General features: G+C 35.9%; 24 protein-coding genes. 8 read left to right on the plus strand and 16 right to left on the minus strand.

Annotated features, from left to right (window positions below; genetic code table 11):
* Positions 1-56: 56 nt before the first annotated feature.
* The 3 genes from rpoD to rpsU all read right to left on the minus strand — a co-directional run bounded on the left by rpoD (position 57) and on the right by rpsU (position 4,119).
* Positions 57-1,898, minus strand: coding sequence for an RNA polymerase sigma factor RpoD (rpoD, locus tag GA0061081_RS01885; RefSeq protein ID WP_091346550.1), 1,842 nt, complete (start codon positions 1,896-1,898; stop codon positions 57-59).
* A gap of 81 nt (positions 1,899-1,979) precedes the next feature.
* Entirely contained in the window at positions 1,980-3,761 is a 1,782-nt protein-coding gene (gene dnaG, locus GA0061081_RS01890; protein ID WP_091346551.1) for a DNA primase, read from the minus strand.
* Between the two features lie 142 nt (positions 3,762-3,903).
* Complete coding sequence (gene rpsU / locus GA0061081_RS01895) at positions 3,904-4,119, minus strand: 30S ribosomal protein S21 (RefSeq protein ID WP_091346553.1); 216 nt, start codon at positions 4,117-4,119, stop codon at positions 3,904-3,906.
* A 184-nt stretch (positions 4,120-4,303) separates the two neighbouring features.
* Between rpsU and hemB the strand changes: the two genes are divergently transcribed.
* The 3 genes from hemB (at position 4,304) to GA0061081_RS01910 (ending at position 7,268) form a co-directional block, all read left to right on the plus strand.
* Positions 4,304-5,314, plus strand: coding sequence for a porphobilinogen synthase (gene hemB, locus GA0061081_RS01900; protein WP_091346555.1), 1,011 nt, complete (start codon positions 4,304-4,306; stop codon positions 5,312-5,314).
* Positions 5,315-5,615: 301 nt separating this feature from the next.
* Entirely contained in the window at positions 5,616-6,386 is a 771-nt protein-coding gene (locus GA0061081_RS01905; protein WP_091346557.1) for a transposase, read from the plus strand.
* A gap of 63 nt (positions 6,387-6,449) precedes the next feature.
* Positions 6,450-7,268: a hypothetical protein gene (locus tag GA0061081_RS01910; protein ID WP_141683314.1), complete on the plus strand. Its 819-nt coding sequence runs from the start codon at positions 6,450-6,452 to the stop codon at positions 7,266-7,268.
* A 32-nt stretch (positions 7,269-7,300) separates the two neighbouring features.
* Here GA0061081_RS01910 and nudC read toward each other — a convergent pair whose 3' ends face one another.
* From nudC to epmB, 6 genes are all read right to left on the minus strand, one after another.
* Entirely contained in the window at positions 7,301-8,104 is an 804-nt protein-coding gene (gene nudC / locus GA0061081_RS01915; RefSeq protein ID WP_091346561.1) for an NAD(+) diphosphatase, read from the minus strand.
* A 52-nt stretch (positions 8,105-8,156) separates the two neighbouring features.
* Positions 8,157-9,785 carry a membrane protein insertase YidC gene (gene yidC, locus GA0061081_RS01920; protein WP_091346563.1) on the minus strand — a complete coding sequence of 543 codons (1,629 nt, stop codon included), beginning with the start codon at positions 9,783-9,785 and terminating at the stop codon, positions 8,157-8,159.
* Positions 9,785-10,027, minus strand: coding sequence for a membrane protein insertion efficiency factor YidD (yidD, locus tag GA0061081_RS01925; protein WP_091346565.1), 243 nt, complete (start codon positions 10,025-10,027; stop codon positions 9,785-9,787). The genes yidC and yidD overlap by 1 nt, the downstream gene beginning before the upstream one ends.
* 47 nt (positions 10,028-10,074) lie before the next feature.
* The gene (rnpA, locus tag GA0061081_RS01930; protein ID WP_091346568.1) at positions 10,075-10,431 is read right to left on the minus strand and encodes a ribonuclease P protein component; all 357 of its coding nucleotides are present in this window, start codon (positions 10,429-10,431) and stop codon (positions 10,075-10,077) included.
* An 11-nt stretch (positions 10,432-10,442) separates the two neighbouring features.
* Positions 10,443-10,583 (minus strand): 50S ribosomal protein L34, encoded by a 141-nt coding sequence (rpmH, locus tag GA0061081_RS01935; protein WP_025314679.1) that lies wholly within the window; start codon positions 10,581-10,583, stop codon positions 10,443-10,445.
* 217 nt (positions 10,584-10,800) lie between these two features.
* Entirely contained in the window at positions 10,801-11,832 is a 1,032-nt protein-coding gene (gene epmB / locus GA0061081_RS01940) for an EF-P beta-lysylation protein EpmB (protein WP_091346570.1), read from the minus strand.
* A 34-nt stretch (positions 11,833-11,866) separates the two neighbouring features.
* On the opposite strand from epmB, the gene efp reads away from it, so the two are divergent.
* On the plus strand, positions 11,867-12,433 hold the full coding sequence (gene efp, locus GA0061081_RS01945; RefSeq protein WP_091346571.1) for an elongation factor P: 567 nt from the start codon (positions 11,867-11,869) through the stop codon (positions 12,431-12,433).
* 181 nt (positions 12,434-12,614) lie between these two features.
* Here efp and GA0061081_RS01950 read toward each other — a convergent pair whose 3' ends face one another.
* Complete coding sequence (locus GA0061081_RS01950; protein WP_091346573.1) at positions 12,615-14,006, minus strand: hypothetical protein; 1,392 nt, start codon at positions 14,004-14,006, stop codon at positions 12,615-12,617.
* 983 nt (positions 14,007-14,989) lie between these two features.
* Here GA0061081_RS01950 and GA0061081_RS01960 point away from each other — a divergent pair.
* Positions 14,990-15,478 (plus strand): hypothetical protein, encoded by a 489-nt coding sequence (locus tag GA0061081_RS01960; protein WP_091346577.1) that lies wholly within the window; start codon positions 14,990-14,992, stop codon positions 15,476-15,478.
* A gap of 168 nt (positions 15,479-15,646) precedes the next feature.
* Here GA0061081_RS01960 and GA0061081_RS01965 read toward each other — a convergent pair whose 3' ends face one another.
* Together GA0061081_RS01965 and mazG are read right to left on the minus strand one after the other, a co-directional pair.
* Entirely contained in the window at positions 15,647-16,087 is a 441-nt protein-coding gene (locus tag GA0061081_RS01965; protein ID WP_091346579.1) for a phage holin family protein, read from the minus strand.
* A complete protein-coding gene (gene mazG / locus GA0061081_RS01970) occupies positions 16,080-16,883 on the minus strand; it encodes a nucleoside triphosphate pyrophosphohydrolase (RefSeq protein ID WP_209435340.1) in 804 nt (267 codons plus the stop codon). The genes GA0061081_RS01965 and mazG overlap by 8 nt, the downstream gene beginning before the upstream one ends.
* A gap of 225 nt (positions 16,884-17,108) precedes the next feature.
* Here mazG and GA0061081_RS01975 point away from each other — a divergent pair, with 225 nt between their 5' ends.
* Together GA0061081_RS01975 and GA0061081_RS01980 are read left to right on the plus strand one after the other, a co-directional pair.
* A complete protein-coding gene (locus tag GA0061081_RS01975; RefSeq protein WP_091346582.1) occupies positions 17,109-19,112 on the plus strand; it encodes an OPT family oligopeptide transporter in 2,004 nt (667 codons plus the stop codon).
* Between the two features lie 145 nt (positions 19,113-19,257).
* Positions 19,258-21,180, plus strand: coding sequence for an ABC transporter ATP-binding protein (locus tag GA0061081_RS01980; protein ID WP_091346584.1), 1,923 nt, complete (start codon positions 19,258-19,260; stop codon positions 21,178-21,180).
* A gap of 67 nt (positions 21,181-21,247) precedes the next feature.
* On the opposite strand, the gene GA0061081_RS01985 is transcribed toward GA0061081_RS01980, so the two are convergent.
* On the minus strand, positions 21,248-21,820 hold the full coding sequence (locus tag GA0061081_RS01985) for a TetR/AcrR family transcriptional regulator (protein ID WP_065560458.1): 573 nt from the start codon (positions 21,818-21,820) through the stop codon (positions 21,248-21,250).
* 180 nt (positions 21,821-22,000) lie between these two features.
* Here GA0061081_RS01985 and GA0061081_RS01990 point away from each other — a divergent pair, with 180 nt between their 5' ends.
* Entirely contained in the window at positions 22,001-22,552 is a 552-nt protein-coding gene (locus GA0061081_RS01990) for an HPP family protein (protein WP_091346586.1), read from the plus strand.
* 217 nt (positions 22,553-22,769) lie between these two features.
* On the opposite strand, the gene nusG is transcribed toward GA0061081_RS01990, so the two are convergent.
* The 3 genes from nusG to tuf all read right to left on the minus strand — a co-directional run.
* The gene (nusG, locus tag GA0061081_RS01995) at positions 22,770-23,315 is read right to left on the minus strand and encodes a transcription termination/antitermination protein NusG (protein WP_091346588.1); all 546 of its coding nucleotides are present in this window, start codon (positions 23,313-23,315) and stop codon (positions 22,770-22,772) included.
* Between the two features lies 1 nt (position 23,316).
* The gene (gene secE / locus GA0061081_RS02000; RefSeq protein WP_091346590.1) at positions 23,317-23,718 is read right to left on the minus strand and encodes a preprotein translocase subunit SecE; all 402 of its coding nucleotides are present in this window, start codon (positions 23,716-23,718) and stop codon (positions 23,317-23,319) included.
* Between the two features lie 137 nt (positions 23,719-23,855).
* On the minus strand, positions 23,856-25,030 hold a 1,175-nt coding region (gene tuf / locus GA0061081_RS02005), incomplete at its 5' end, for an elongation factor Tu (RefSeq protein WP_091346592.1).

Here is a 25,030-nt window from a genome sequence, read left to right on the forward strand (position 1 = left end):
GCGTCATGAATTAAAAAAATCGCCACAAAAGTGGCGATATATTTAGATGTAAAAGTTTATTCCAAAAAGCTACGAAGCACATCGGAACGACTTGGGTGACGTAATTTCCGTAATGCTTTAGCTTCGATTTGACGAATACGTTCACGGGTTACATCAAATTGTTTACCGACTTCTTCTAACGTATGATCTGTATTCATATCAATACCAAATCGCATACGCAACACTTTTGCTTCTCTTGGTGTTAATCCAGATAAAATGTCACGCGTTGCACTACGTAAACTTTCAGAAGTTGCCGCATCTAACGGTTGTTCGAGAGCCGTATCTTCAATAAAGTCACCTAAATGAGAATCCTCATCATCGCCAACAGGTGTTTCCATTGAAATAGGCTCTTTAGCAATCTTAAGTACCTTACGAATTTTATCTTCTGGCATTTGCATACGTTCAGACAATTCTTCAGGCGTTGGTTCACGGCCAATTTCTTGTAACATTTGACGCGAAATACGATTTAACTTATTAATTGTTTCAATCATATGCACAGGAATTCGAATTGTTCTCGCTTGGTCAGCAATAGAGCGGGTAATGGCTTGCCTAATCCACCAAGTTGCATAGGTTGAAAATTTATAGCCACGGCGATATTCAAATTTATCAACCGCTTTCATTAAACCAATATTACCTTCTTGAATAAGATCTAAAAATTGTAATCCGCGGTTGGTATATTTTTTCGCAATAGAGATAACTAATCGTAAATTAGCCTCAACCATTTCTTTCTTAGCACGGCGAGCTTTAGCTTCACCAATAGACATGCGTCGATTAATATCTTTGATTTGCTCAATAGATAGATTGGTTTCGGTTTCTATTTGTTGTAACAAATTTACTTGAGCAGCAACTTGCTCATCAAAATCTTTTAAATTAACCGCAAATGCATTTTTAGAATTTAATGCTTTCTTATACCAATCCATGTTATTTTCGTTGCCGGTAAAATAAGTCATAAATTGTTTTTTCGGCATTTTGCATCGTTCAACACAAATTTTCATAATCGCACGTTCATGAGTTCTAACGCGCTCCATCATGCTTCTCATGTTATTGACAAGAATATCAAACTGCTTAGCAACTAAACGGAATTGTTTGAAGATTTCAGATAAATTCTCGATCTCTTTTTGTGCTTTTTTATGAGCTCGTCCATATTTTTTAATAGCAGCGGAAGTTTTATCATGTTGCTCTTTTAATTCAGCAAATTTAGCTTTTGCAACTTCAGGATCGATAGAAACGTCATCATCAGTTGAAGCATCACTTTCTTCATCCTCGTTTTCATCATCGCTATCATCAATTTCGATTTCGGCTTCACTAACCACTAAATCTTCAGGCAGTTCATCAGCAGCTTCTTCAGCATTTGGATCAACAAAACCTGTAATCAAATCAGATAAACGAACTTGCCCACTTTCGATTAAATTATATTGCTCTAAAAGATAAGTAATGGCTTCCGGATATTCTGATACTGAAGTTTGAACCTGATTAATGCCATCTTCAATACGTTTAGCGATATCGATTTCGCCTTCACGTGTTAACAGTTCAACCGCTCCCATTTCACGCATATACATACGAACTGGATCGGTTGTTCTACCAATTTCTGACTCAACATTAGATAATACTAATGCTGTTGCTGCTTCAACGGCTTCTTCATCGGGGACATTATCTGAAAGTAATAACTCATCAGTATCTGGGGCTTCTTCAAGAACTTGAATCCCCATATCATTAATCATTTGGATAATATCTTCAATCTGATCTGAATCAATAATCTCTTCAGGCAAGTGATCGTTGACATCTGCATAGGTCAGGTATCCTAGCTCCTTACCTCGGATGATCAGGAGTTTTAACTGTGACTGAGAATTTTGCTCCATAAAAGGTATCCACTTTAGTTATTTGGTCATCTATATTATATATGTAAAGTACTAGTTGGGTTCTACATATACCCTATATATTTAGTCTTTTTTTGATAAAACAAGTATTAAGGTCGCCAATTCTTTTTTCTCTGCAGTGCTTAAACCAGAGACTCTCTCTTTTGCGATCAGTTCATCTTGCCTTTGGGCGAGTATATTATCATATAACTCTTTTAAAGTATGTGAAAAAATTGAATCTATTTCATCATCTTGATAATGGCAATCCCATGTAGACAAGCGACTTAACTGCTTATAAAAAGGCCTATCTATACACTCTGTTAATATTTGTGCTGTCGTTATATTAGGGTAACGTTGACATAATTCAAGTAATTCAATAAAAATATCAATACCTGCCATTTTAACCTGACGAATCACATTGATATCAGAAACCTGCGTAGCAAGATTAGGATATTGAAGTAATAAACCGATTAACACTCGCATCGTAGTTAATTTGATGCGTGATGCAGGAACGTTTTCATTTACTCTTTCATCGCCTTTAGAACGAATCGTACTCAATAATTGCTCTAGTTGAGAAACATCAAGTAAACCTAAATAATTGCCAAGTTGTTGTAATAAATTTAATCTAAATGCCTTTGCTTTAATTTGATCAAACAACGGTAAAGCTAATGAGCTCAATTTAGCTTTTCCTTCAGGTGTTTTTAAATCAACTTGTTTCAAAAGCTCATCAAATAAAAATTTTGATAAATTTGAAGCTTCACTTAAATAATTTTCAAAACCGTCTTTACCAATTTTACGAACAAGACTATCTGGATCTTCATCTTGCGGTAAAAAAGCAAAAGCAATTTTTTTGCCATCTATCAAGCAAGGCAAGAGAACATTAAGTGCTCGCCAAGCTGCACTTCTTCCAGCGTTATCACCGTCATAACAAAATATTACAGAATCTGTTGCCCTAAATAATAATTTAATATGTTCTTCTGATGTTGCCGTGCCTAACGCGGCAACAGCATAATCAATACCATATTGAGCTAAAGAAACAACATCCATATACCCTTCAACCACTACAAGTTGCTGAGGATTACGATTAATCTCTTGAGCCTCATAAAGGCCATACAACTGATATCCTTTATGAAAAATCGGTGTTTCAGGTGAATTTATATATTTAGCTGAATCATTAACAATGGTTCGCCCACCAAATGCAATCACATTACCTTGTCTATCGCGGATAGGAAACATAATCCGCCCGCGAAAACGATCATATCGATTACCGCTATCGTTGATCACTAACATGCCAGCTCGCTCATAAAGCACTGTTTCAGAATGACTTTTAACCACATTTTGTGATGTTAGCCGCCATTCATTAGGTGCAAAACCGATTTTATACCTGGCTATAATTTCAGCATTCAATCCTCGTTGTTCAAGGTATTTACGGGCTTCTGTCGATGTTGGTAATGTTAATTGTTGTTGATAAAAATTGGTGATTTTAGCCATTAATGCATATAGATCACGACGAACATTTCGAGATTCAATTTGTTTAGATTGATCGATTTGATTATTATCGCTGTCTATATAAGGAACTCGAATCCCCTGCATACTAGCTAATTCTTCAATTGCTTCAGGAAAAGACAAATGCTCATATTGCATTAAAAAATTCACTACTGAGCCAGATACTCCGCAGCCAAAGCAATAATAAATTTGTTTTTTTTCACTTAGCGAAAAAGAAGCGGTTTTTTCATCATGAAAAGGACAACAACCAAAGTAATTATTTCCTTTTTTTTTCATTTTTACGCGTTTGCCGATCACATCAAGAATATTTGTGCGAGCTATCAAATCTAAAGTAAAATCGCGAGGAATATGACCTTTCATTATGAATTTTAACCAATTTTTGCGTTATAGAAAGAAAACAAGCCGTATCAAAAATACGGCTTGTTAGAATTCTTTATATTAAAAATATAGCAAATTGATTTTAATATCAATTCAAGTTTTCAGTATAAATAATCTTAAAATATTAATATAGACGAGTGCGACGAGCGTTTTCTCTTTCTAATTTTTTAGCATGGCGTTTAACAGCGGCCGCTTTTGCGCGTTTACGAACAGTTGTTGGTTTTTCGTAAAATTCACGATTACGAACTTCAGCTAAAACTCCTGCTTTTTCACAAGAACGTTTAAAACGACGTAACGCTACATCGAAAGGTTCATTTTCACGTACTTTAATTACTGGCATGTGCCTCTCACCTCAAATTTGTTTAATATCACAAGGGATTAAAATTAGTGCGCAATTTTACCTCTAATTAATATATTTTGTAAAGTAAAAAATAGAATTATTGTAAGAGAGAAAATTAATTTGCTAATCAACATATAGCATCAGATAATAAATCATAGCTATTAAGAATAAACAGGAGTTTTTCATGCCTTCATTAATTACTGGCCTATATCCAAATCGTCGCTTACGCCGTAATCGTGCCCATGATTTTAGTCGACGAATGGTTGCAGAGCATAACTTGACAGTCAATGACTTAATTTATCCAGTTTTTATTGTTGAAGGTAATAATATTACACAGCCGATTACCTCAATGCCAAACGTTAACCGAATGAGTATTGATGTATTATTAAAAGAAGCAGAACAAATCGCAAAATTAGGAATTCCTGTTCTTTCCTTATTTCCAGCTATTGAATCGGAAAAAAAATCATTACTTGCACAAGAGTCATATAATAAAAATGGCTTAGTACCAAAAGCTGTTCGAGCATTAAAAAAAGAATTTCCTGAGCTTGGCATACTTACAGATGTCGCACTTGACCCTTATACAACGCATGGGCAAGACGGTATTATTGACGAGCAAGGGTATGTGCAAAATGATATTTCTGTTGAAACACTGGTGAAGCAAGCTTTAATGCAAGCAGAAGCTGGAGTGGATATTATTGCGCCAAGCGATATGATGGATGGACGCATTGGAGCAATACGTCATGAACTAGAAAAACACGGTTTTGTTAACACCCAAATTATGGCTTATTCAGCCAAATATGCCTCTTGTTTTTACGGTCCTTTCCGTGATGCTGTCGGCTCTGCCAAAAATATTAAAGGTGGCAATAAAAAAACTTATCAGCTCGATCCCGCTAATAGCAATGAAGCATTACAAGAAATCTATCAAGATTTAAGCGAAGGTGCAGATATGGTCATGGTTAAACCAGGCATGCCTTATCTTGATATCGTGCAAAGAGTGAAAGAAACCTTTGCTGTTCCTACTTTTGCCTATCAAGTTTCTGGCGAGTATGCCATGTTAACAGCAGCAATTCAAAACGGTTGGTTAAATGAAAAGTCAGCCATTATGGAATCTTTACTTTGCTTTAAACGTGCTGGAGCCGATGGTGTTTTAACTTATTTTGCCAAACAAGTGGCTGAATGGTTACATCAACAATAACAAAGTTTATTTAAATAATGGAAAAGGCGCTTTTTATTTTAATAAGCTTCACCTAAATAAACGTGCGCCTAAGACTATAAGCAAAAAATAAGTAAGGAGGCAATTTAATTGCTATATAAACGTATTTAGCATTCATGCATTTACCCATTTTTATTAATTTCAAAAATTTAAAAATAGGTTAATATTAAAACAGTTTTAAGAATACGTTTTCCGTAAAACGTGTAGAATAGCATCAAGAAAGCCATATGTTTATAGTAAAGTGTTGATAACATTTGCTAGGATAAGTAATAAGAGAATAAAAATGATTTATGAACTTGTACCAAACGAATTACATGACGAATTAAAAGCATTTCATCATGTCCTAGAAAAAATAATATCACAACATGTAGACGTTTGTCCGTTTTGCAAAAATACAAAGTTTTATTCAATCCGTTCACAACCGACTAAAACATACCGCTGTAAAGACTGTCATAAATATTTTACCGTTTCAACCAATACTCCTTTCAATCGCCTTGCACCATTTAATTGGTTAGAAGTGATTTTCACTAGTCGTATAAAAAATATTAGTTATCCCAATATTGCTAAAAGTCTTGAAATTTCAATCGAAAAAGTAATGCGTCGAGAGCGTGCAATAATTAATTATCTTCAGATCCACTACCCTTCATTACAGAAGTGGTATACTCATCAAAAGCAAACTACATTAATTCCAACTTTAGCAGAACAATATAAAACCATAAAAGAAAAAGTAACCACTTTATTAAATGAGCAAAATCCAATTTGCATACATTGTGGTTCCAATGAAACAACCAAAGTCGGATCTCGAACTTGCTATCGCTGTAAACGCTGCCGACATAGTTTTAACACTTTAAGCAATACTCGTTTGAACCGCATGCCAAAACCTGAATTATGGTTACAATTTATTGAACTTCTGGTTTCTGGTGCTAATAACGTACAAATAGAAAAAACGCTCAATTTTCACAACGATACTATTCGTAAATGGCGTTACATTTGGTGCAACATGATGAAAGATTGGCATTGTGAAGCACTTGCCATTTGGTGTAGGCATAAATAACTACTTAGTTTAACGTTTTATTATTAATATTTTCAAACAATAGGATAAATAGGGATGAGCTTTATGAAAAAGAATAGTCTATTTTTATACATATGCGTTATTAGCAGTACATTATTAATTAGCGGTTGTGACGATAAAAAAAAACCGGATGAAAAAATATCAGAAAAATCATCTCAGCAGTTAGCAACAACTGTCATTAATAGTTATCTTTTTCATACTGAACCCGAGCTATTACCAAATAGCAAATTAATTAAACAACAAAAAATAACGGGAGCCTCATCAAATAAAGTCATTAACTATAACGCACAAGGTTATGTTGCTAATTATGATTTAGACGGACTGTATGGCGAAGTCAATTATGATACAGCTAAATACATTTATGGTAATAACCGAGAGCAATACGATATTATTTTTGATGCACAAAAAAATATTCTTGGAATGAAAAACAATGACGGTGATATTGTCGAAAATTCTGAGTTTGATGAACAAGGCCATTTAGTTGAAACAACTTTGTCCCATTTTGCAGAAAATAACGTCATTTTTAACAACAAAATTATTTATGAAAATGACCATGTAGAGCTTATTTTATATAATGCATATGTTCCAGTCGATGAGAAAACAAAATTCCCAATTTTAGCGCAAGAAAAAGAGATCATTTATAACGAAAACAACCAAATAGAAAAAACCATTCTCAAAACATACAAGTTAACATCAAATGGTGAGATCATCATTAATAATAAAAATGAACAAGAAGTCGAATTAACCGAAACCTGTACTTACACTAACTACAATGAAAATCAAGATTGGACCAAGGCTGTTTGTGTCAAAACAGGGGTTGAATCCGAAACGGTTGAGCTAACTCGTACGATTGAATATCAATAGACCTACGCCTATTGATACTTAAGTGAATATGGTTAATTTTCACCGAATTCATCATATTCACGACATAGAACAATCGTATCTTCAATTAAACGTCTTGCAATGGTGCCATACTCTGGGATTTTAGGTAACTGTGTATAATGGTACCAGTTTGCTTCAATAAGCTCGTTTTTATCTACCACTATGTCACCGCTATCATAATCAGCTAAATAAGCCATCATAAGCGAATTTGGAAAAGGCCAAGGTTGTGAGCCAACATAGCGAATATTTTTAATTTTAATCTTCGACTCTTCAAAGACTTCACGTTCAACTGCCGTTTCCATGGTTTCACCAATTTCAGTAAAACCAGCCAAAACAGTATATAAGTTATCTTGATTATGCCTAACGTGCTTAGCTAACAAAATTCTATTATTATGACGAATTGCCACAATAATCGATGGCGAAATTTGTGGATAATAACGCTCTTTACAATGGTCACACATACAGCACCATTCCGTGTTACTGAGATACATTTCATGCCCACAATATCCACAATATTTATGTGAGCGGTAAAACTCAGCAAGTTGCACAGCCCGACCAGCCATATTAAATAATGAGGGATCAGTGCTATTAAGTAATGGACGAATTGAACTCATCGCATTTTTTATTTCATGACAAATCAGCCAAGCTATTTGCCCATTCCATTCACCGATTGGCTGAGCAAGTTGGTTAGTAAAACCAAATTCTCTAGCACAACCAACAGGCACCTCGCCATTAGGCAACCATAACCGACCATTGGCACTAACAAACCAGTAGCCGGTTTCATTACCCGTTAAATTAAATTGTTGCTGTATATTCATACTATTAACACCCAAAATAAAAAAGGAGGATTTTACCCCTCCTTTATTTATACTATTTCTTTTTCTTCTCGTGAAGTCCCTTTTTTTCAAGTTCCCAGTAGATAATACGTTGCTGAGCAATTGTGAACAAGTTACTAACGATATAATATAAAACCAATCCCGATGGGAACCACAAGAAAAATACCGTAAAGATTAATGGCATATAAGTCATCAATTTTTGTTGTAACGGATCTGTGACTGGTGTTGGTGACATCTTCTGAATTAAGAACATGGTACCACCCATCAATAATGGCAGAATATAATATGGGTCTTGTGCTGACAAGTCATGAATCCAAAGAGCAAATGGAGCATGACGTAGTTCAACTGTATTGCCTAACATATAGAACAATGACAAGAAAATCGGCATTTGAATAATTAAAGGCAAACAGCCACCCAATGGATTCACTTTTTCTTGCTTATAAAGCGCCATTGTTTCCATGCTCATTTTTTGTCTATCATCACCATAACGCTCTTTCAAAGCCTGTAAGCGAGGTTGCAATAGCTTCATCTTAGCCATAGAACGATATTGGGCTCGCGTTAATGGGAACAAAAGGCCACGCACAATAAATGTAATAACAATAATTGAAAAGCCCCAATTACCAATAAAACTATGGATAAAATTCAACAAGTAAAATAACGGTTGAGACAAGAACCATAACCAACCATAATCAACAATTAAATCAAGATGATTAGCGGTTTCTTTCAATTGGCTTTGAACTTCTGGTCCTAACCATAGTTTTGCAGTAATAGACTGATTACCACCAGCTTGAATAACCGTTGGCTCACCTTTAAAGCCAATGGTTGCTTGTGAGTTTTTAGCGGTTGAGCGCGTATAAAACAAGTTATTTTGCTCCTGCGCTGGCACCCATGCCGATGCAAAATAGTGCTGCAACATCGCAACCCAACCTGTTTGCGTTTCAACGGTTAAAGCTTTATCTTTAACTTCATCAAAACTATATTTGCTATAATTAGTACTAGAACTAGAATAAGCAGTACCACGGAATGCACTTTGCCCTAACCCATTACCGCCTTCAGTTGGAATATCATCTGGTAATTTAACGGTTTGTTTTAATTGACCGTACATTGACACTTCAACTGGCGCACCACTTTGGTTATTAATATCATATTGAACATCAACAGCATAATTACCACGATGCAATACATAATATTTAGTATAAGTAACGCCGTTAACTTGATAAGTTAGTGGTACTCGCAATTCATCTTGCCCATCAGCTAAAACATATTCGGTTTGCGCGGTTTGATAGACAGGGCGTTTTGAGCCTTGAGTCGCATTATCAGGACCATCTTTACCGGTTAAACCACTTTCAGCAATATAAACAAAATCAGGGCGTGATGTTAATAATTGAAAAGGTGTACCTGAGTGAAGTGTTTGCTCATATTTTAGCAATTGAGCAGCTTGCACATCACCACCATAGGTATTAATAGTGAGTGACAATACGTCAGATTTAACGGTAATTGTTTTACCTTGTGCTGAACCATCGGTTGAATCATCTTCACTGACTGATTGTGTCAACTGATTAGCGACGGGGGGTTTTGGTGCATGGTCTTCTTCCCACGCTTTCCAAATAAAAAAAGATAAAAAAAGTAAAACAATGACTAAAATATTACGTTGCGATCCCATTAGTGTTTTTCTCTATTGGTTTTAGTTTTGGGAGGAACAAAATCTTCTCCTCCTTCATGTAAAGGGTGACATTTTAATACACGTTTAGCTGTTAGCCAACCACCTTTTATTAACCCAAAGCGTCTTAGTGCAATTATTGCGTATTGCGAACATGTCGGCGTAAAGCGGCATTTAGGACCCAGTAAAGGACTAATAACACGCTGATATACACGAATCAAAAACACAAAAACATTAACTATCATATCCTTACATGCACAAACATGCAATTTGATAATCAATATAAATTTATTTAACCCTTTTGTTTGGCGATGATCCGTTGGCATAATTGATTAAGTGTCTCAACGATTTGTTGGTTATCTAAGTCTACAACAGGCTGTTTAGCCATCAGAATAAAATCGATATTAGGAAGCTGATGTTGATGATGACGAAAATACTCTTTAGCCAGTCGTTTAATACGATTACGCTCATGAGCTCGTTTCACCTGCTTTTTAGCTATAGCAAACCCTAACCGAGGATGATCTAAGCTATTTCTTCGTGTAACTAAGGTAAGAAAGGGGGAGCCAACTCGAATAGACTCTTGAAAGACATGATTAAAATCAAAGGGAGTTAACAAGCGCAACTCCCGAGGAAAAGCGAGCTTAATCACCCAACTTTAAATCAGCTAGCAACAGTTAAACGAACACGGCCTTTAGCACGACGGCGAGCAAGAACTTGACGACCGTTTTTAGTTGCCATACGAGCACGGAAACCGTGAGTTCTATTGCGTTTTAATACTGATGGTTGAAATGTGCGTTTCATGACGATTTATATCCAAATCTAATTTATCAACAAGTTGCAGAGTAAAACTCCACAGCATTAATTAAAGAGGTCGGAATTATAGTGCCTATTTTATTTCTCGTCAATGAGATTTTAACAGATAAATACGAATAAATTCGATTAGCACTTTATTGTGATACGACAAAACTAAATAAAGTAAACACATTACAAAACAACAACTTACAAAAACAAACTCAATTCACTCATCAGTAAAAGCAAGTACACGCTTACTTTTTTCGCCACCGATTTCGCGTGCCAACTTAGGCACTAAATAGCCAGATACTTGCTCGGCAAGTTGTTTCATAATAACTTTGGCGGACTCATCATCCACAAAAAAATGAGCTGCACCTTGTACTTTATCTAACAAATGAATGTAATAAGGTAAAATACCAACATCAAAAAGCCGATCACTTAACATCGCCAACACATCGGCATTATCATTAACGTTTTTTAACAAAACACTCTGATTAAGCATCGTCACACCGTGTTGTTTCAATAACGAAACCGCCTGAGCGACATCATCATCAATCTCGTTTGGGTGATTAATGTGAGTAATCACTACACATTGCAACCGACTTTTAGCAAACAACTGACATAACGCAGGTGTAATGCGCGACGGAATTACCACCGCTAAACGGGTATGAATCCGCAACCGCTTAACGTGAGGGATTTTTTCTAATTCGTCGATCAAAAAAGCCATTTCATGATCTTTAGCCATTAACGGATCCCCTCCTGACAGAATAATCTCGTCAAGTTCAGGATGATTAGCAATATACTCAAGCGCCACAGCAAGATTCTGTTTACTGCCTTGATTATCATGATAAGGAAAATGCCGCCTAAAACAGTAACGGCAATTAATCGCACAGGCTGTCTTCGTAATTAATAACGCACGGTTATGGTATTTATGCAACAATCCCGGAATGACATTATCCTGCTCTTGCAAGGGATCGTGGCTATAGCCATCCACGTTTAGCATCTCGTCATCATGACAAAGTACTTGTAACAAAAGTGGATCTGATTTATCGCCCTTTTTCATCCGGCGAATAAACGCCATCGGCACTCGAAGAGGAAACTGCTTTCTTGCCTGCTGCATCAGGCTCGAAATCGTATCCGCATCCAACTCTAAATAAGAATATAGAATATTGATATCGGTCACAACATTGGCAAGATCAACAATCCATTTATCTTTATTATTTTGTGGTTCAATTTTTTGCTGTATAATGTGGTTCATTTTTTTGTAATTCAGAATTTTAGTTGGAGCTTTTATGGCATCTTATAGTACTAATGAGTTTAAAGCTGGTCTTAAAATAATGCAAGATGGCGAGCCGTGTGTCATTGTTGAAAATGAATTTTATAAACCGGGTAAAGGGCAATCTATTAACCGCGTAAAAATTAAAAAATTACTTTCAGGCAAAACAGTCGACAAAACGTTCAAATCTGGCGAATCAGTTGAAGCGGCTGACGTTATTGACATGAATTTAACGTACCTTTATACCGATGGCGAGTTTTGGCATTTTATGAATAACGACACATTTGAACAACTATCGGCTGACGCCAAAGCAGTTGGCGACAATGCAAAATGGTTAGTTGATCAAGCAGAATGTATTTTAACATTATGGAATGGCCAACCGATTGCAGTTACACCACCGAATTTTGTTGAACTTGAAGTGATCGAAACCGATCCAGGTTTAAAAGGTGACACAGCCGGAACTGGCGGCAAACCAGCGACATTATCAACTGGCGCGGTTGTTCGTGTACCTTTATTTGTACAAATTGGTGAAGTGCTTAAAGTGGATACTCGTTCAGGTGAATATGTATCACGCGTTAAATAAATAACGCACAGCGTAAGTTAGCATTTATCGTAAAAAAAGAGAGGGTTTTGGCCTCTCTTTTTTTGGCTACTTTTAGCAGCCCAAATACACCAACTTCATCGGCTTAATGCCCTCCCTACAGATTTAGGGGCTACTTGCCTTAATAGTTTTCCCATTATTTTTCGTCATATAAAAGTTCCCCTCATTGAAGGGATAAGTAAGTGGTAGGGTAAACACAAACCCCACTAAGATTAATGCCACCGGGATAGCGGCGGGCATAGCAATCATTAGGGTTACTAATGGATCTCAACATAGTATTACTTATACTGCCTGAAGGAGAAATATATATCCGAGGCGAGTCGGTTCTATTATAAGTACAATATCGGCCGCTACTAAAGCCTACGCCGTAATGACTTACATTACCCCACTCATTAAATAAACCTCCTATTACACGATGAGAAATACTCCCGTACTTACCGCGGGTTCCTGCCAGTTCAGTTGACATTGGAATCCTATATCCAAAACTACTACACCAAGGTTTAATCGCGTGACCCTGATAGTTTTCTTGTACGGATCCTCGGTGAACAAACCACATCCTCAATACAAACCCATATTTGATTACCGCTCTACCACCACTATCTCTACCTACTAACTCAAATGTCGCAGGTAAATGTGGTTTGCCAATTGAGCCATAGCTAACAATATAATTTTGACTTCTTGCCTCTGGACCTGTTAGCGTTACACGCGTGACGACTTCTGAACCATTAGGAAGCCAACTATCATTTGCGGTTACCCTTGTCACTGTTGCTGTAATGCCCTCATGAGTGACAGGCACCCAAGTGAGCTGACTTGCATCAATCCCAGCAATATTTAAATCAAAATATAAACCATCCGCACCCGTTGTAGGAAAGTTACGATTGTAAGATGCAGGATCGGTAGACTGAGTAAGATGACCTTTTGTTGGGTCCCAAGTTGATGTATTGGTGTCTTGTCCACCAAATATCAGATTCGGCCTTGCATAACAGATAGTAGGCGATGGTGGTGGAGTGATATAATAGGTTGCCGAGCTACCACTGAATGTACTGCTATTAGGTACGCCGTACTGTGTGATTAAACTCCCCGCACTACTACTTAATACGACTCTATAAGGAGCATGACAAAGACTTAAAACGGTACCACGCCCCACAGTTCGGTTGTTTTTATCGGTGATAGCAACCGATAAACTGCCTGTTGCCGTAACGCCATTTGCTCCCTGCCCATCCCCATCATCATCGCCCCAATAATGATAACTTGTCACTAAATCATTTAAACTAACAGAATTGGTTGATGGTGGCACCATCATATGAATATCAGTAAAACTTTGACCTGCGACGGGTAATACAATGGGGTTGGTCGCACTTGAACCATTGGATGGCGTAAATGTTCGATTATCTGATAATGTAATACTGAGTAAATCAGCGGTTGTTGTCGCTTTGGTTCTACCGTTATCATACGTTAAATACGGTGCAGAGCCTTCAATTACCCTTGAGGTATAAGCCGATAACGCCTGTGAATCAAACGAATACGGCAATAGCAACAACGGTGCAAAGAGCAACGATGACTTTGATAAGGAAGATAAAAGTTTCGGCCTTGGCGAGTTCGCTAAGCTCGATGATTTCGGTAACTTCGATGATAAAAATGAGAATTGAGTCTGATTTAGACTACGGTGAAATTGAAGTAGATTTAAGACATAGGTTTGGCAGGCCAGATGCCAGATGCCAGATGCCGATTATGATAGCGCATAACGATTAACCTGTCAATTAATTTTTTGTTTTATTTCAATTTTTTATAATTATTCACTCAACTAATGAGCGTTCCCTTGCTTTAAAAGCGGTGAAATTATAACCTGTTGAATAATAATGCGCCAGTTTTTTTGTTAAAAATTTGTAAAGTTTTGTTAATAAGATGGGTTAAGCTTTTGTTGGCGTGTTTTGGGGAATAGTTTTGGTGGTGTTTTTTTGAATAAAAACTACTAAATAAAAAATCTAATAAAATCAATACCATTTCTGACCGATTTTTGGGTGTTAAATGACTGCTATAGGGCATGCTATTTTCGGTTTTGCTGGTTTGTTAGTTTTCGGCACTTTGTCAAAGTAATATAAGTTGTTGATTTTCTTGAAAACAGATAAATAAAAACTTCAATAAAATCAATACCTTTCCTGACCGATTTTTGGGTGGTAATTGAGTTGCTTTTAACAAAAAAAGAAACTCAATTATCACCTAATGCTATGTTTATTTGTATTATTCCGGCGTCAGAATGTGCCGACAACTGAAGTAGGTTCGCATATCAATCAGAGATATGTGGTTAGGCGTTATAAGATTTTACATAAAAATAACATAACTTGGACATTATCACTGATATTATTTATCCCTTCCCCCAAAAAATCTCAAAACATTGGAAACCTTACCGCTCTTAGTAGACATTGAAAAAAAACAAAATATTTAGGCTATTATACGATTAAGTATAAAAATTATAGATTGATTATATTGAATATTCCTTACAAAATATAATCTATACAAAAGACAAAGGAGATGTCAGTGTTATTTTCAATTATAAGATCAGTTACTAGCGGGTGTTTTGTGCTTTTGTGGGCTATTTCTGTTTGTAGCTTTTTCTTCAAAAATTATTATATTGGACTCACATTTATCATTATTGGCGTTTTAGCTTACTATCTGGTATTTATTAAATACACAAATATTATTATTAATAAACATATTACAATTTTTAAAAGTGAGTTTAAGGATGAGTTTGTGCGTTCGAATTTTTATTGCGATAGAGCCTATGAAAATTTTATGTATTTTGATCGAATAAATAAACAAATCTGTTTTACAGATCAAGATACAAATAAAATTGTATCAAGGCTTAATTATGATGATTTATTATCTGCTAAATTTAGTTCTAATCCTTATGTTATCATGAAATTTAAATTAATAAACCAAGAAATTAAAGTTAAATTTGATTATTTTTCAAAAGATTATATTTCATTAAGAACAAGATTTTCTCGATTAACAACTATTTATGAATAATTAAGTTATTTAGACAGTAATAACGTTGCTTTTAGTGTGCCAAGTATTAGTATAGCCTCACAGGCTCGAGGCTATCACACAACTAATTCAGCAATATTTTAGAGTTTGTTAATATTTATCTGCTTTCTTAGTTTTCTTGGTAAATAACTTTAAAAATAATTACTTTTATTATAAATAAACTATATGAGTGCCTTTTTCTGGTTGAAAGGTAGCTTTACCAAACTCATCTAGGAAATAGGCAATATGATCGGCTTTATCCCCCACTAGGCGCCCTTTGACCTTGTTCCATGTCATAAGGACTATCATGGCATCAGGTTCACAGCAAATTAACATGGGTTGTTCAAACTCTTCGTTCCAATAAAACTCGCCACCATATAATTTATGGGCGGTGAGTAATAAATAACATCCGTATTCTTGCGATATCATGTTGAGTTGTTCTTCTGATATGCTGAAGTTCTTTTCAGCCAGTTCACTGATGATCATTTCAACAACAGTGATGCTCTTTTCAGAATAATCGAGCTGATTAATACTCCAAGTCGGGCTATTTAAAATGGCATTTTGTGCCCAAGCTTCGATTTCTTGATACAGTTCATTTTTTTGTTCAGTCATTTTTATCCACTTCGCTATTGAGTTTAATCTGTTCTAATTGTTTAACACTTTGCCACGCGTCTTCCATTTGTTCAAGCGTTGCATCAATTAAAGACAAATTTTTTTGTTTAAGTATCGATTCTACTTGCTGAAATCGCCGAGTAAATTTTTTATTAGCTTGCTGTAAACAGAGTTCTGATTTAATCTTTAAATGCCTAGCTAAATTGACGGTAGCAAACAATAAATCTCCTAACTCTTCTTCAATTTTTTGTGGATCTTGTTTGTTTTGTTCAAGCTCTTGCTCAACTTCACCAATTTCCTCTTTTACCTTATCAAGCACAGGTTTTATATCATGCCAATCAAAACCAACCGAGGCGCAGCGTTTTTGAATTTTTTCAGCTTGCATTAAGGCGGGTATTGCTTGGGGAATATCATCAAGCAATGAGTATTGTGCTTTTTGATCGCGCTCTTTTTGTTTAAGTTGTTCCCAGTTAGGTTTTTCAACCTTATTTTCGGTAAAAATATGGGGATGACGATAAACTAACTTATCAGCAACCGCTAAACATACCTCATCTAAATCAAAGCTTCCCTGTTCTTGGGCTAAATCAGCATAAAAGACAATGTGAAATAGTAAATCACCCAGTTCTTTTTTTAGCTCATCCATGTCTTGTTTATCAATGGCATCAAGTACTTCGTACGTTTCTTCTAATGTATATGATTTTAAAGATGCAAAAGTTTGAACTCGATCCCATTCACAACCATTAACAGGATCACGAAGTTGTTTGATAATAGCTTGTAAGCGCTGTAATCCGTTCAAAATATCCCCCCACAAATAAGTCATTGATCAGCGTCATTGTAAAGGTTTCATAACAAAACGGTTATTTTTTTAAAGGTTAATAGCAATATATTTTGATGTTATTGCTAATTATTTCACCAAAAATAATGATAAAAGCGACTAAAATGTAGCTATTTACGGAACCTCTAGCCGATAAAAGCGAATTAAGTATATAATACTCCCCTATTAAATTAACTTTATTGATATATGAATAATTTACGTGAACTTACTTTAAGGGGCACCATTCTTGGTGCTTTTATTACTGTCATTTTTACTGCATCAAATGTTTATCTTGGTTTAAAAGTGGGATTAACGTTTTCATCCGCAATCCCTGCTGCAGTAATTTCAATGGCAATATTGAAACTGTTTTCTGGATCAACTATTTTAGAAAATAATATGGTGCAAACTCAGGCATCGGCAGCAGGCACATTGTCTTCCATTATTTTTGTGCTTCCGGGTTTGTTAATGATTGGTTACTGGCAAAACTTTCCTTTTTGGTTAACCTTTGCAATATGTGCCGCTGGTGGAATGCTTGGGGTTTTATTTTCAATCCCATTACGACATGTCATGGTCGTTAAAAGCAATTTGCCTTATCCTGAGGGAGTGGCTGCTGCTGAAATTTTGAAGGCAGGATCTAAAACCGATAATAAAGAAGCTAATGATGGTTTAAAGGATATTTTATTTGGTGGCGTGATTGCATCCACTGTTAGCCTTTTTACTAATGGTTTTCGTGCGTTATCTGAAAGTACTGCTTATTGGTTTACTGCTGGCAAATCCATTTTTCAACTTCCTATGGGATTTTCGTTAGCGTTACTAAGTGCAGGTTATTTGATTGGGATTATGTCTGGCATTGCTATTTTAATTGGAACTATTATTGGTTGGGTATTTGGCGTTCCAATTTTAAGTGCAATTACCGATTATGATACTAGTCTGCCTTTATCTAAAGTTGCAATGGGATTTTGGGCAAAAGATATACGCTTTATTGGAGCGGGAGTCATTGCTATTGCAGCGGTTTGGACACTACTGACATTAATCAAACCGATAATTGAAGGTTTAAAAATATCATTTAAAAGTATACGTTCAAATGTATCTGGCAATGATATTGCATCAACCGAGCGAGATTTATCACCTAAAGCTATTTTATTAATTATGGGTGGTATGTTAGTTATTTTATTAGTGACTTTTTATAGCTTCATTGCCGATAGTGGATTATCAGCAGGCATGGCTTGGACATTAGTTTTTTGCGCTGTATTATTTGCTTTTATTATGGGCTTTTTAGTGGCTGCCGCGTGTGGTTATATGGCTGGACTTGTTGGCTCATCAGCAAGCCCAATATCAGGAATAGCAATTGTTGCCGTAGTTGTCATTTCATTAATATTATTGGGCTTAGGCGAAGCGAATGGTATGCTGTCTTCTATTGAAGGTTCTAATTTTGCAACAGCACTTGCACTCTTTACTACCAGCGCTGTATTAGCAATAGCTTGTATTTCAAATGATAATCTACAAGACTTAAAAACAGGTTATTTAGTTAATGCTACCCCATGGAAGCAACAAGTGGCATTATTACTTGGCTGTGTTGTTGGTGCCATTGTTATTGCGCCTATTTTAGAGATTTTATATAACGCTTACGGCTTTACTGGCGCTTTACCTCGTTCTGATATGGATGCAACTCAAGTTTTGGCAGCACCACAAGCAACACTGATGACAACAATTGCTAAAGGTATTTTTGCCCATCAACTTGACTGGACAATGATTTTAATAGGGCTTGCTTTAGGCGCTGTTATTATTATTATTGATTTAATTCTTGCCCAAAATAAATCTAATTTTCGCATACCAGCTCTTGCTGTTGGGTTAGGTATTTATTTACCGCCAAGCATTACAACACCAATTATTATTGGTACTTTTTTATCATGGATACTTAAACGTAATGCATACAAAAAAGCCCTAGCGCAAAATTTAGATCCACAAGAACAATACCAAAAAGCTGATCGTAAAGCGGCGCTAATTGCATCTGGCTTGATTGTTGGTGAGAGCTTAGTTGGCGTGTTATTGGCTATTGTAATTGTGATTAGCATCACCAATGGCGGAAATGATGCTCCACTCGCAATACCGTTCGATTTAGGTATGTTACCGCAACTTTTAGGGCTCTTTGTTTTTGTTGGTATATGTACGTTCTTTATTCGTCGTGCTTTATCAGCAATAAAAAAATAGGCCTACGAATAATTAAATTTAAGCCCTTTTCGTTTCAACAAAGGGCTTTTTTGTTTAAATTGATTGTTTTATAACGTTCCTGATTTTAGATGATTAAAACAATTTTTATTAACCTACTTTATTTTGAATAATAGACATAAATATCATGATAGTTTTTGATTCAATCCAAGTGCGCCGAGGCGTTAACTTACTTTTAGATAATGCTTCAGCAACCATTAATCCTCAACAAAAAGTGGGATTAGTAGGTAAAAATGGTTGCGGAAAATCGACACTCTTTTCACTAATTAAAGGTGAAATTCAAGCAGATGCTGGCACGTTAAGTATACCATCGCAATGGCAACTTGCTTGGGTCAATCAAGAAACACCCGCATTAGATATCCCTGCGATTGAATATGCTATTGATGGCGATCGTGAGTATCGACAATTAGAAAAACAGTTAGATATCGCTAATCAACAAAATAATGGTCAGCAAATTGCGGTTATTCATGAAAAGCTTGATACCATTGATGCTTGGACAATTCGCGCTCGAGCGGCAACCTTACTACATGGTCTTGGTTTTTCTAATGAACAATTAATGTTACCGGTTAAATCCTATTCTGGTGGTTGGCGAATGCGATTAAATTTGGCTCAGGCATTAATGTGTCGTTCTGATTTATTATTGCTTGATGAACCAACCAATCACCTTGATTTAGATGCTGTCATTTGGCTTGAAAAATGGCTAAGCAACTATCCAGGAACATTAATTTTAATCTCTCACGATCGCGATTTTTTGGATCCGTTAGTCAATAAAATTATTCATATTGAACAAAAAAGTTTATTTGAATACACCGGTAACTACTCTTCATTTGAGATTCAACGATCTACTAAGTTAGCACAACAACAGTCTCTTTATGAAAGCCAACAACTCAAAGTTGCACACTTACAAAATTATATCGATCGCTTTAGAGCCAAAGCAACAAAAGCTAAACAGGCACAAAGCCGTATAAAAATGTTAGAAAGAATGGAACTGATTGCACCTGCTCATGTTGATAATCCATTTCATTTTAATTTTAAACCATCTGAATTCTTACCAAGTCCTTTGTTAAGGATGGAAAAAGTTGTAGCGGGTTATGATGATAAAATTATACTAGAAAAAATTAAGCTTAATTTAGTCCCTGGTTCACGCATTGGCTTATTAGGACGCAATGGTGCAGGTAAATCAACACTTATTAAATTACTCGCCGGAGAGCTTGCACCTAAAGAAGGCCATATTAATCTCGCTAAAGGTGTACAATTAGGCTATTTTGCTCAACATCAATTAGAATATCTACGCCCCGATGAATCACCACTTTGGCATTTAACGCAACTTGCCGAACCGAAAAATACAGAGCAAGAACTGCGTAATTATTTGGGTGGATTTGATTTTCAAGGCGATAAAGTCACCGAGCCAGTTAAAACTTTCTCGGGTGGTGAAAAGGCGCGACTTGTTTTAGCTTTAATTGTCTGGCAAAAACCGAATCTTCTTTTATTAGACGAGCCAACTAATCATTTAGACTTAGATATGCGACAAGCATTGACTGAAGCGCTAATTGATTTTGATGGTGCATTAGTTGTGGTGTCACATGATCGCCATTTACTACGTTCGACCACCGATGAATTCTATTTAGTCCATGATCATAAAGTTGAACCATTTGACGGCGATCTTGATGATTATCAAAAATGGTTAGCCGAAGCACAAAAAGATGATAACCAATCAAATGACGAAATAAATTCACCCAAAAAAGAAAATACAAGTAATATATCAGCTCAAGATCGTAAAGAGCAAAAACGTAAACAAGCTGAATTACGTGCACAAATGCAGCCAATAAAAAAACAGTTACAAAAAGAAGAACAGATGCTTGATAAATTAACCCATCAATTAAAGCAAATTGAAGAACAACTGTCTGATCCTGCAATCTATGATGCGAGCAAAAAAAACGAACTTACAACTTTGTTACTAGAGCAAAGCCAACTTAAAAATCAATTAGAAGAAACAGAACTACAATGGTTAGAATTACAACAACAATTGGAATCGTTTAACTTAGATTAAATTGATCATTTCGGTTAATAGGCTTGAGGTAATGGCTATCCATTGTCTATAAGCCAGCTATTTAAATTCATAGGTTATCCTCGCCAATGTTATCGACGATATCATAGATGTACATTTTTGCCTGTTCAAAATCATATCCCTCAATACCAAAAACGGATGTGCAAGATATCATACCTTCAAGTATTAACATAATTAGGCAAGATGCTTGTTCACATGACTTTGTGCCTCCTAGACATTCAAAAATCCTATCTTGAATCCACTTTTTATGTTCACTAACAATAGCGCATATTTCTTCGCTTTTATTGTTATATTCAGACTTGGCTCGTACAAACATACAACCACGGTAATTATCATTCTTAAACCATTTTATATGCCATGAAATAATTGCATTGATTTTGTCTTTTTTTTCAGAAAAAACAGCGATAACATCTGTAAGTGATTTTTTAAAACAATCATTCCGCCTAAGTAACACTTTACTTACAAGCCCATTTTTGTCACCAAAATATTTATATAATGTTCTTTTTGATACACCTGCATTTTCTGCAATAAGCTCTAAACTAACAGGATGATAACCATATTCATTAAACAGCGATTCAGCCGCAGCAAGTATCATATCAACAATTTCAGGCTTCAATTTCATTTTTTATTATTTGTAATTGCTAGAATATTTTTGATTCTATCACAACAACTCTAATATAGTTAATTATAAATAATGTTTGACCTTTATAGTTAATAAATATACATTAAGTAAACGATACAGTTTACTTAATAGACTTACTAGTTTTATTAAAATCCCACATTAACCAAACAGGAGAGATTTATGCTAGAAAAATTAAAAGGAGGAGAGGTGATGTCACCTAAACCTAACGCAGTAGCTATATTGAGAGGATTTATTGGGGGTGCTTTAGGGATTTTAACTTTGCTAGTAATCACTCAGTGGGGAGGTACATTAGCAATTATGGCTCCATTTGGTGCAACATGCGTCTTGTTATTTGCTGCACCTAAATCTCCATTAGCACAACCAAGAAGTGTTATAGGAGGGCATTTTATTTCGTCTTTTATAGGTGTGTTGTTCATTAATTTATTTAGTAATGGAATTATACCGATAGCATTAGCAGCTGGGACATCTATCGCATTGATGCAGTTACTACGTGTAGTTCACGCTCCAGCTGGTGCAAACCCTATTCTAATCATGATGTCTGGAATTACTAACTATTCATTCTTGATAACACCAGTACTTATAGGTTCAGTTTTATTAGTCATGGTTGCTTTAATAGTTAATAATATAGGAATCGAAGCACGTTGGCCTAACTATTGGTTGGGATATCACTTTGATATGGGTAAAAGAATAAAAAAATCTAAAAAAGAATAGATTGCCTGTATTATATTAATAATAAGTTAAATTATGATCCGATAGTGGTTTTATCTACCTTGGCGACTCACTTTAATTAGATATATTAGAAACAGAACTATTATTCCCTAATTCTCGAAAGGCATTATATTTATTTTATAAAAGAAAAACCACAAGATAGACTCTTGTGGTTTTGTAAAAGATACTGCTAATTCAGTGAAAAAACTATATCAAAAGATTAGCTTTTCTCCACTTGACTAAAATCAAGCTCTACAGGCGTTGAACGTCCAAAAATAGAAACGGATACTTTTAAGCGGCTTTTTTCGTAGTCAACTTCTTCAACAACGCCGTTAAAGTCAGCAAATGGACCTTCGTTAACACGAACAAGTTCACCTGGCTCAAACAAGGTTTTAGGACGCGGTTTATCACCAACTTGTTGCAAACGGTTCATGATAGCATCAACTTCGCGTTGGCTAATAGGTGCTGGTCTATCAGAAGTACCACCAATAAAGCCCATTGTTCTTGGCACGCTTTTCACTAAATGCCAAGTTGCATCATTCATCATCATTTCAACTAATACATAACCAGGGAAAAATTTTCGTTCACTTTTACGACGTTGACCACTTTTCATTTCAACGACTTCTTCGGTTGGTACTAATACCTCACCGAATGCATCTTCCATATTATGTAATTTGATATATTCACGTAATGATTGTGCAACACGTCCTTCATAGCCGGAATAAGCCTGAATAACATACCACCGTTTTTGTTGTGATTCGCTCATATTAACGCCCTATTGATGTTAAATAAAAGATTATTGAACGGAATAAAGAATCCATTCCCCAAAGCGCTAAACCAACAATAACTGTGATAGCTGCAATAAGTAAAGTTGTCTGTGTTGTCTCTTTACGAGTTGGCCATACAACTTTTCTTAACTCTTTTCTAGATTCATTTAGAAATGATAAAAATAACTTTCCTTTGTTTGTTGTGACCGCAATAAACAGAGTTAATAGCGAAACAACAACAACTATAATAATCCGAACGATTGTATTAGGTTGATATATATCATTAGGTTGAGAAAAATAAAAATTTCCCCAAACAATAAACGCAATCAATACTAGAACTAAACCCCATTTCAATTTGTCTAGAATAGTATTTGTATTTTGACTCTCGTTACTTACTAGCATATAAAACCTATATTATGTTATTTATAATAATATCTATTTTCCAAAATGCTCTTTTAATAAAAACATTTTGCTAAACAGACTAGATAAGAAAGGGCATCGAATGATACCCTTTCTATTGCCGCTAAGGCTTAATTCAATTATTTAATAACTTTAGCAACCACACCAGCACCAACAGTACGACCACCTTCACGAATCGCAAAACGTAAGCCGTCTGCCATCGCGATTGGGTGAATTAATGATACTGTCATTTTGATGTTATCACCAGGCATTACCATTTCTACGCCTTCTGGTAATTCGATAGTACCAGTTACGTCAGTTGTACGGAAGTAGAACTGTGGACGGTAACCTTTGAAGAATGGAGTGTGACGACCACCTTCATCTTTACTTAAGATATACACTTCTGATTCGAAATCAGTATGTGGAGTGATTGAACCTGGTTTTGCAAGTACTTGACCACGTTCGATTTCTTCACGTTTTGTACCACGTAGTAATACACCAACGTTTTCACCCGCACGACCTTCGTCAAGCAATTTACGGAACATTTCAACACCAGTACAAGTTGTTTTAGCAGTTGGTTTGATACCAACGATTTCAACTTCTTCACCAACTTTGATTACACCGCGTTCAACACGACCAGTTACTACTGTACCACGACCTGAAATTGAGAATACGTCTTCAATTGGTAATAGGAATGGTTTGTCGATATCACGCTCTGGCTCTGGAATGTAGCTGTCTAATGCTTCAGCTAATTCAACAATTTTGTCTTCCCATGCTGCTTCGCCTTCTAACGCTTTTAGCGCTGAACCACGAATAACTGGTGTATCATCACCTGGGAAATCATATTGAGATAGAAGTTCACGTACTTCCATTTCAACTAATTCTAATAACTCTTCGTCATCAACCATATCACATTTGTTTAAGAATACGATGATGTAAGGAACACCTACTTGACGACCTAAAAGGATGTGCTCACGAGTTTGTGGCATAGGACCATCTGTTGCTGCTACTACTAAGATAGCACCGTCCATTTGTGCCGCACCAGTGATCATGTTTTTAACATAGTCAGCATGGCCCGGACAGTCTACGTGTGCGTAGTGACGAGTTGGGGTGTCATATTCAACGTGTGAAGTGTTGATGGTGATACCACGTGCTTTTTCTTCTGGTGCGTTATCGATTTGATCGAATGCGCGAGCTTGACCGCCGTATTTTTTAGCAAGTACAGAAGTAATTGCCGCAGTTAAAGTTGTTTTACCATGGTCAACGTGGCCGATTGTACCAACGTTAACGTGGGGTTTTGTACGTTCAAATTTTT

The organism is Gilliamella bombicola, from assembly GCF_900094945.1.
Classification (GTDB): domain Bacteria; phylum Pseudomonadota; class Gammaproteobacteria; order Enterobacterales; family Orbaceae; genus Gilliamella; species Gilliamella bombicola.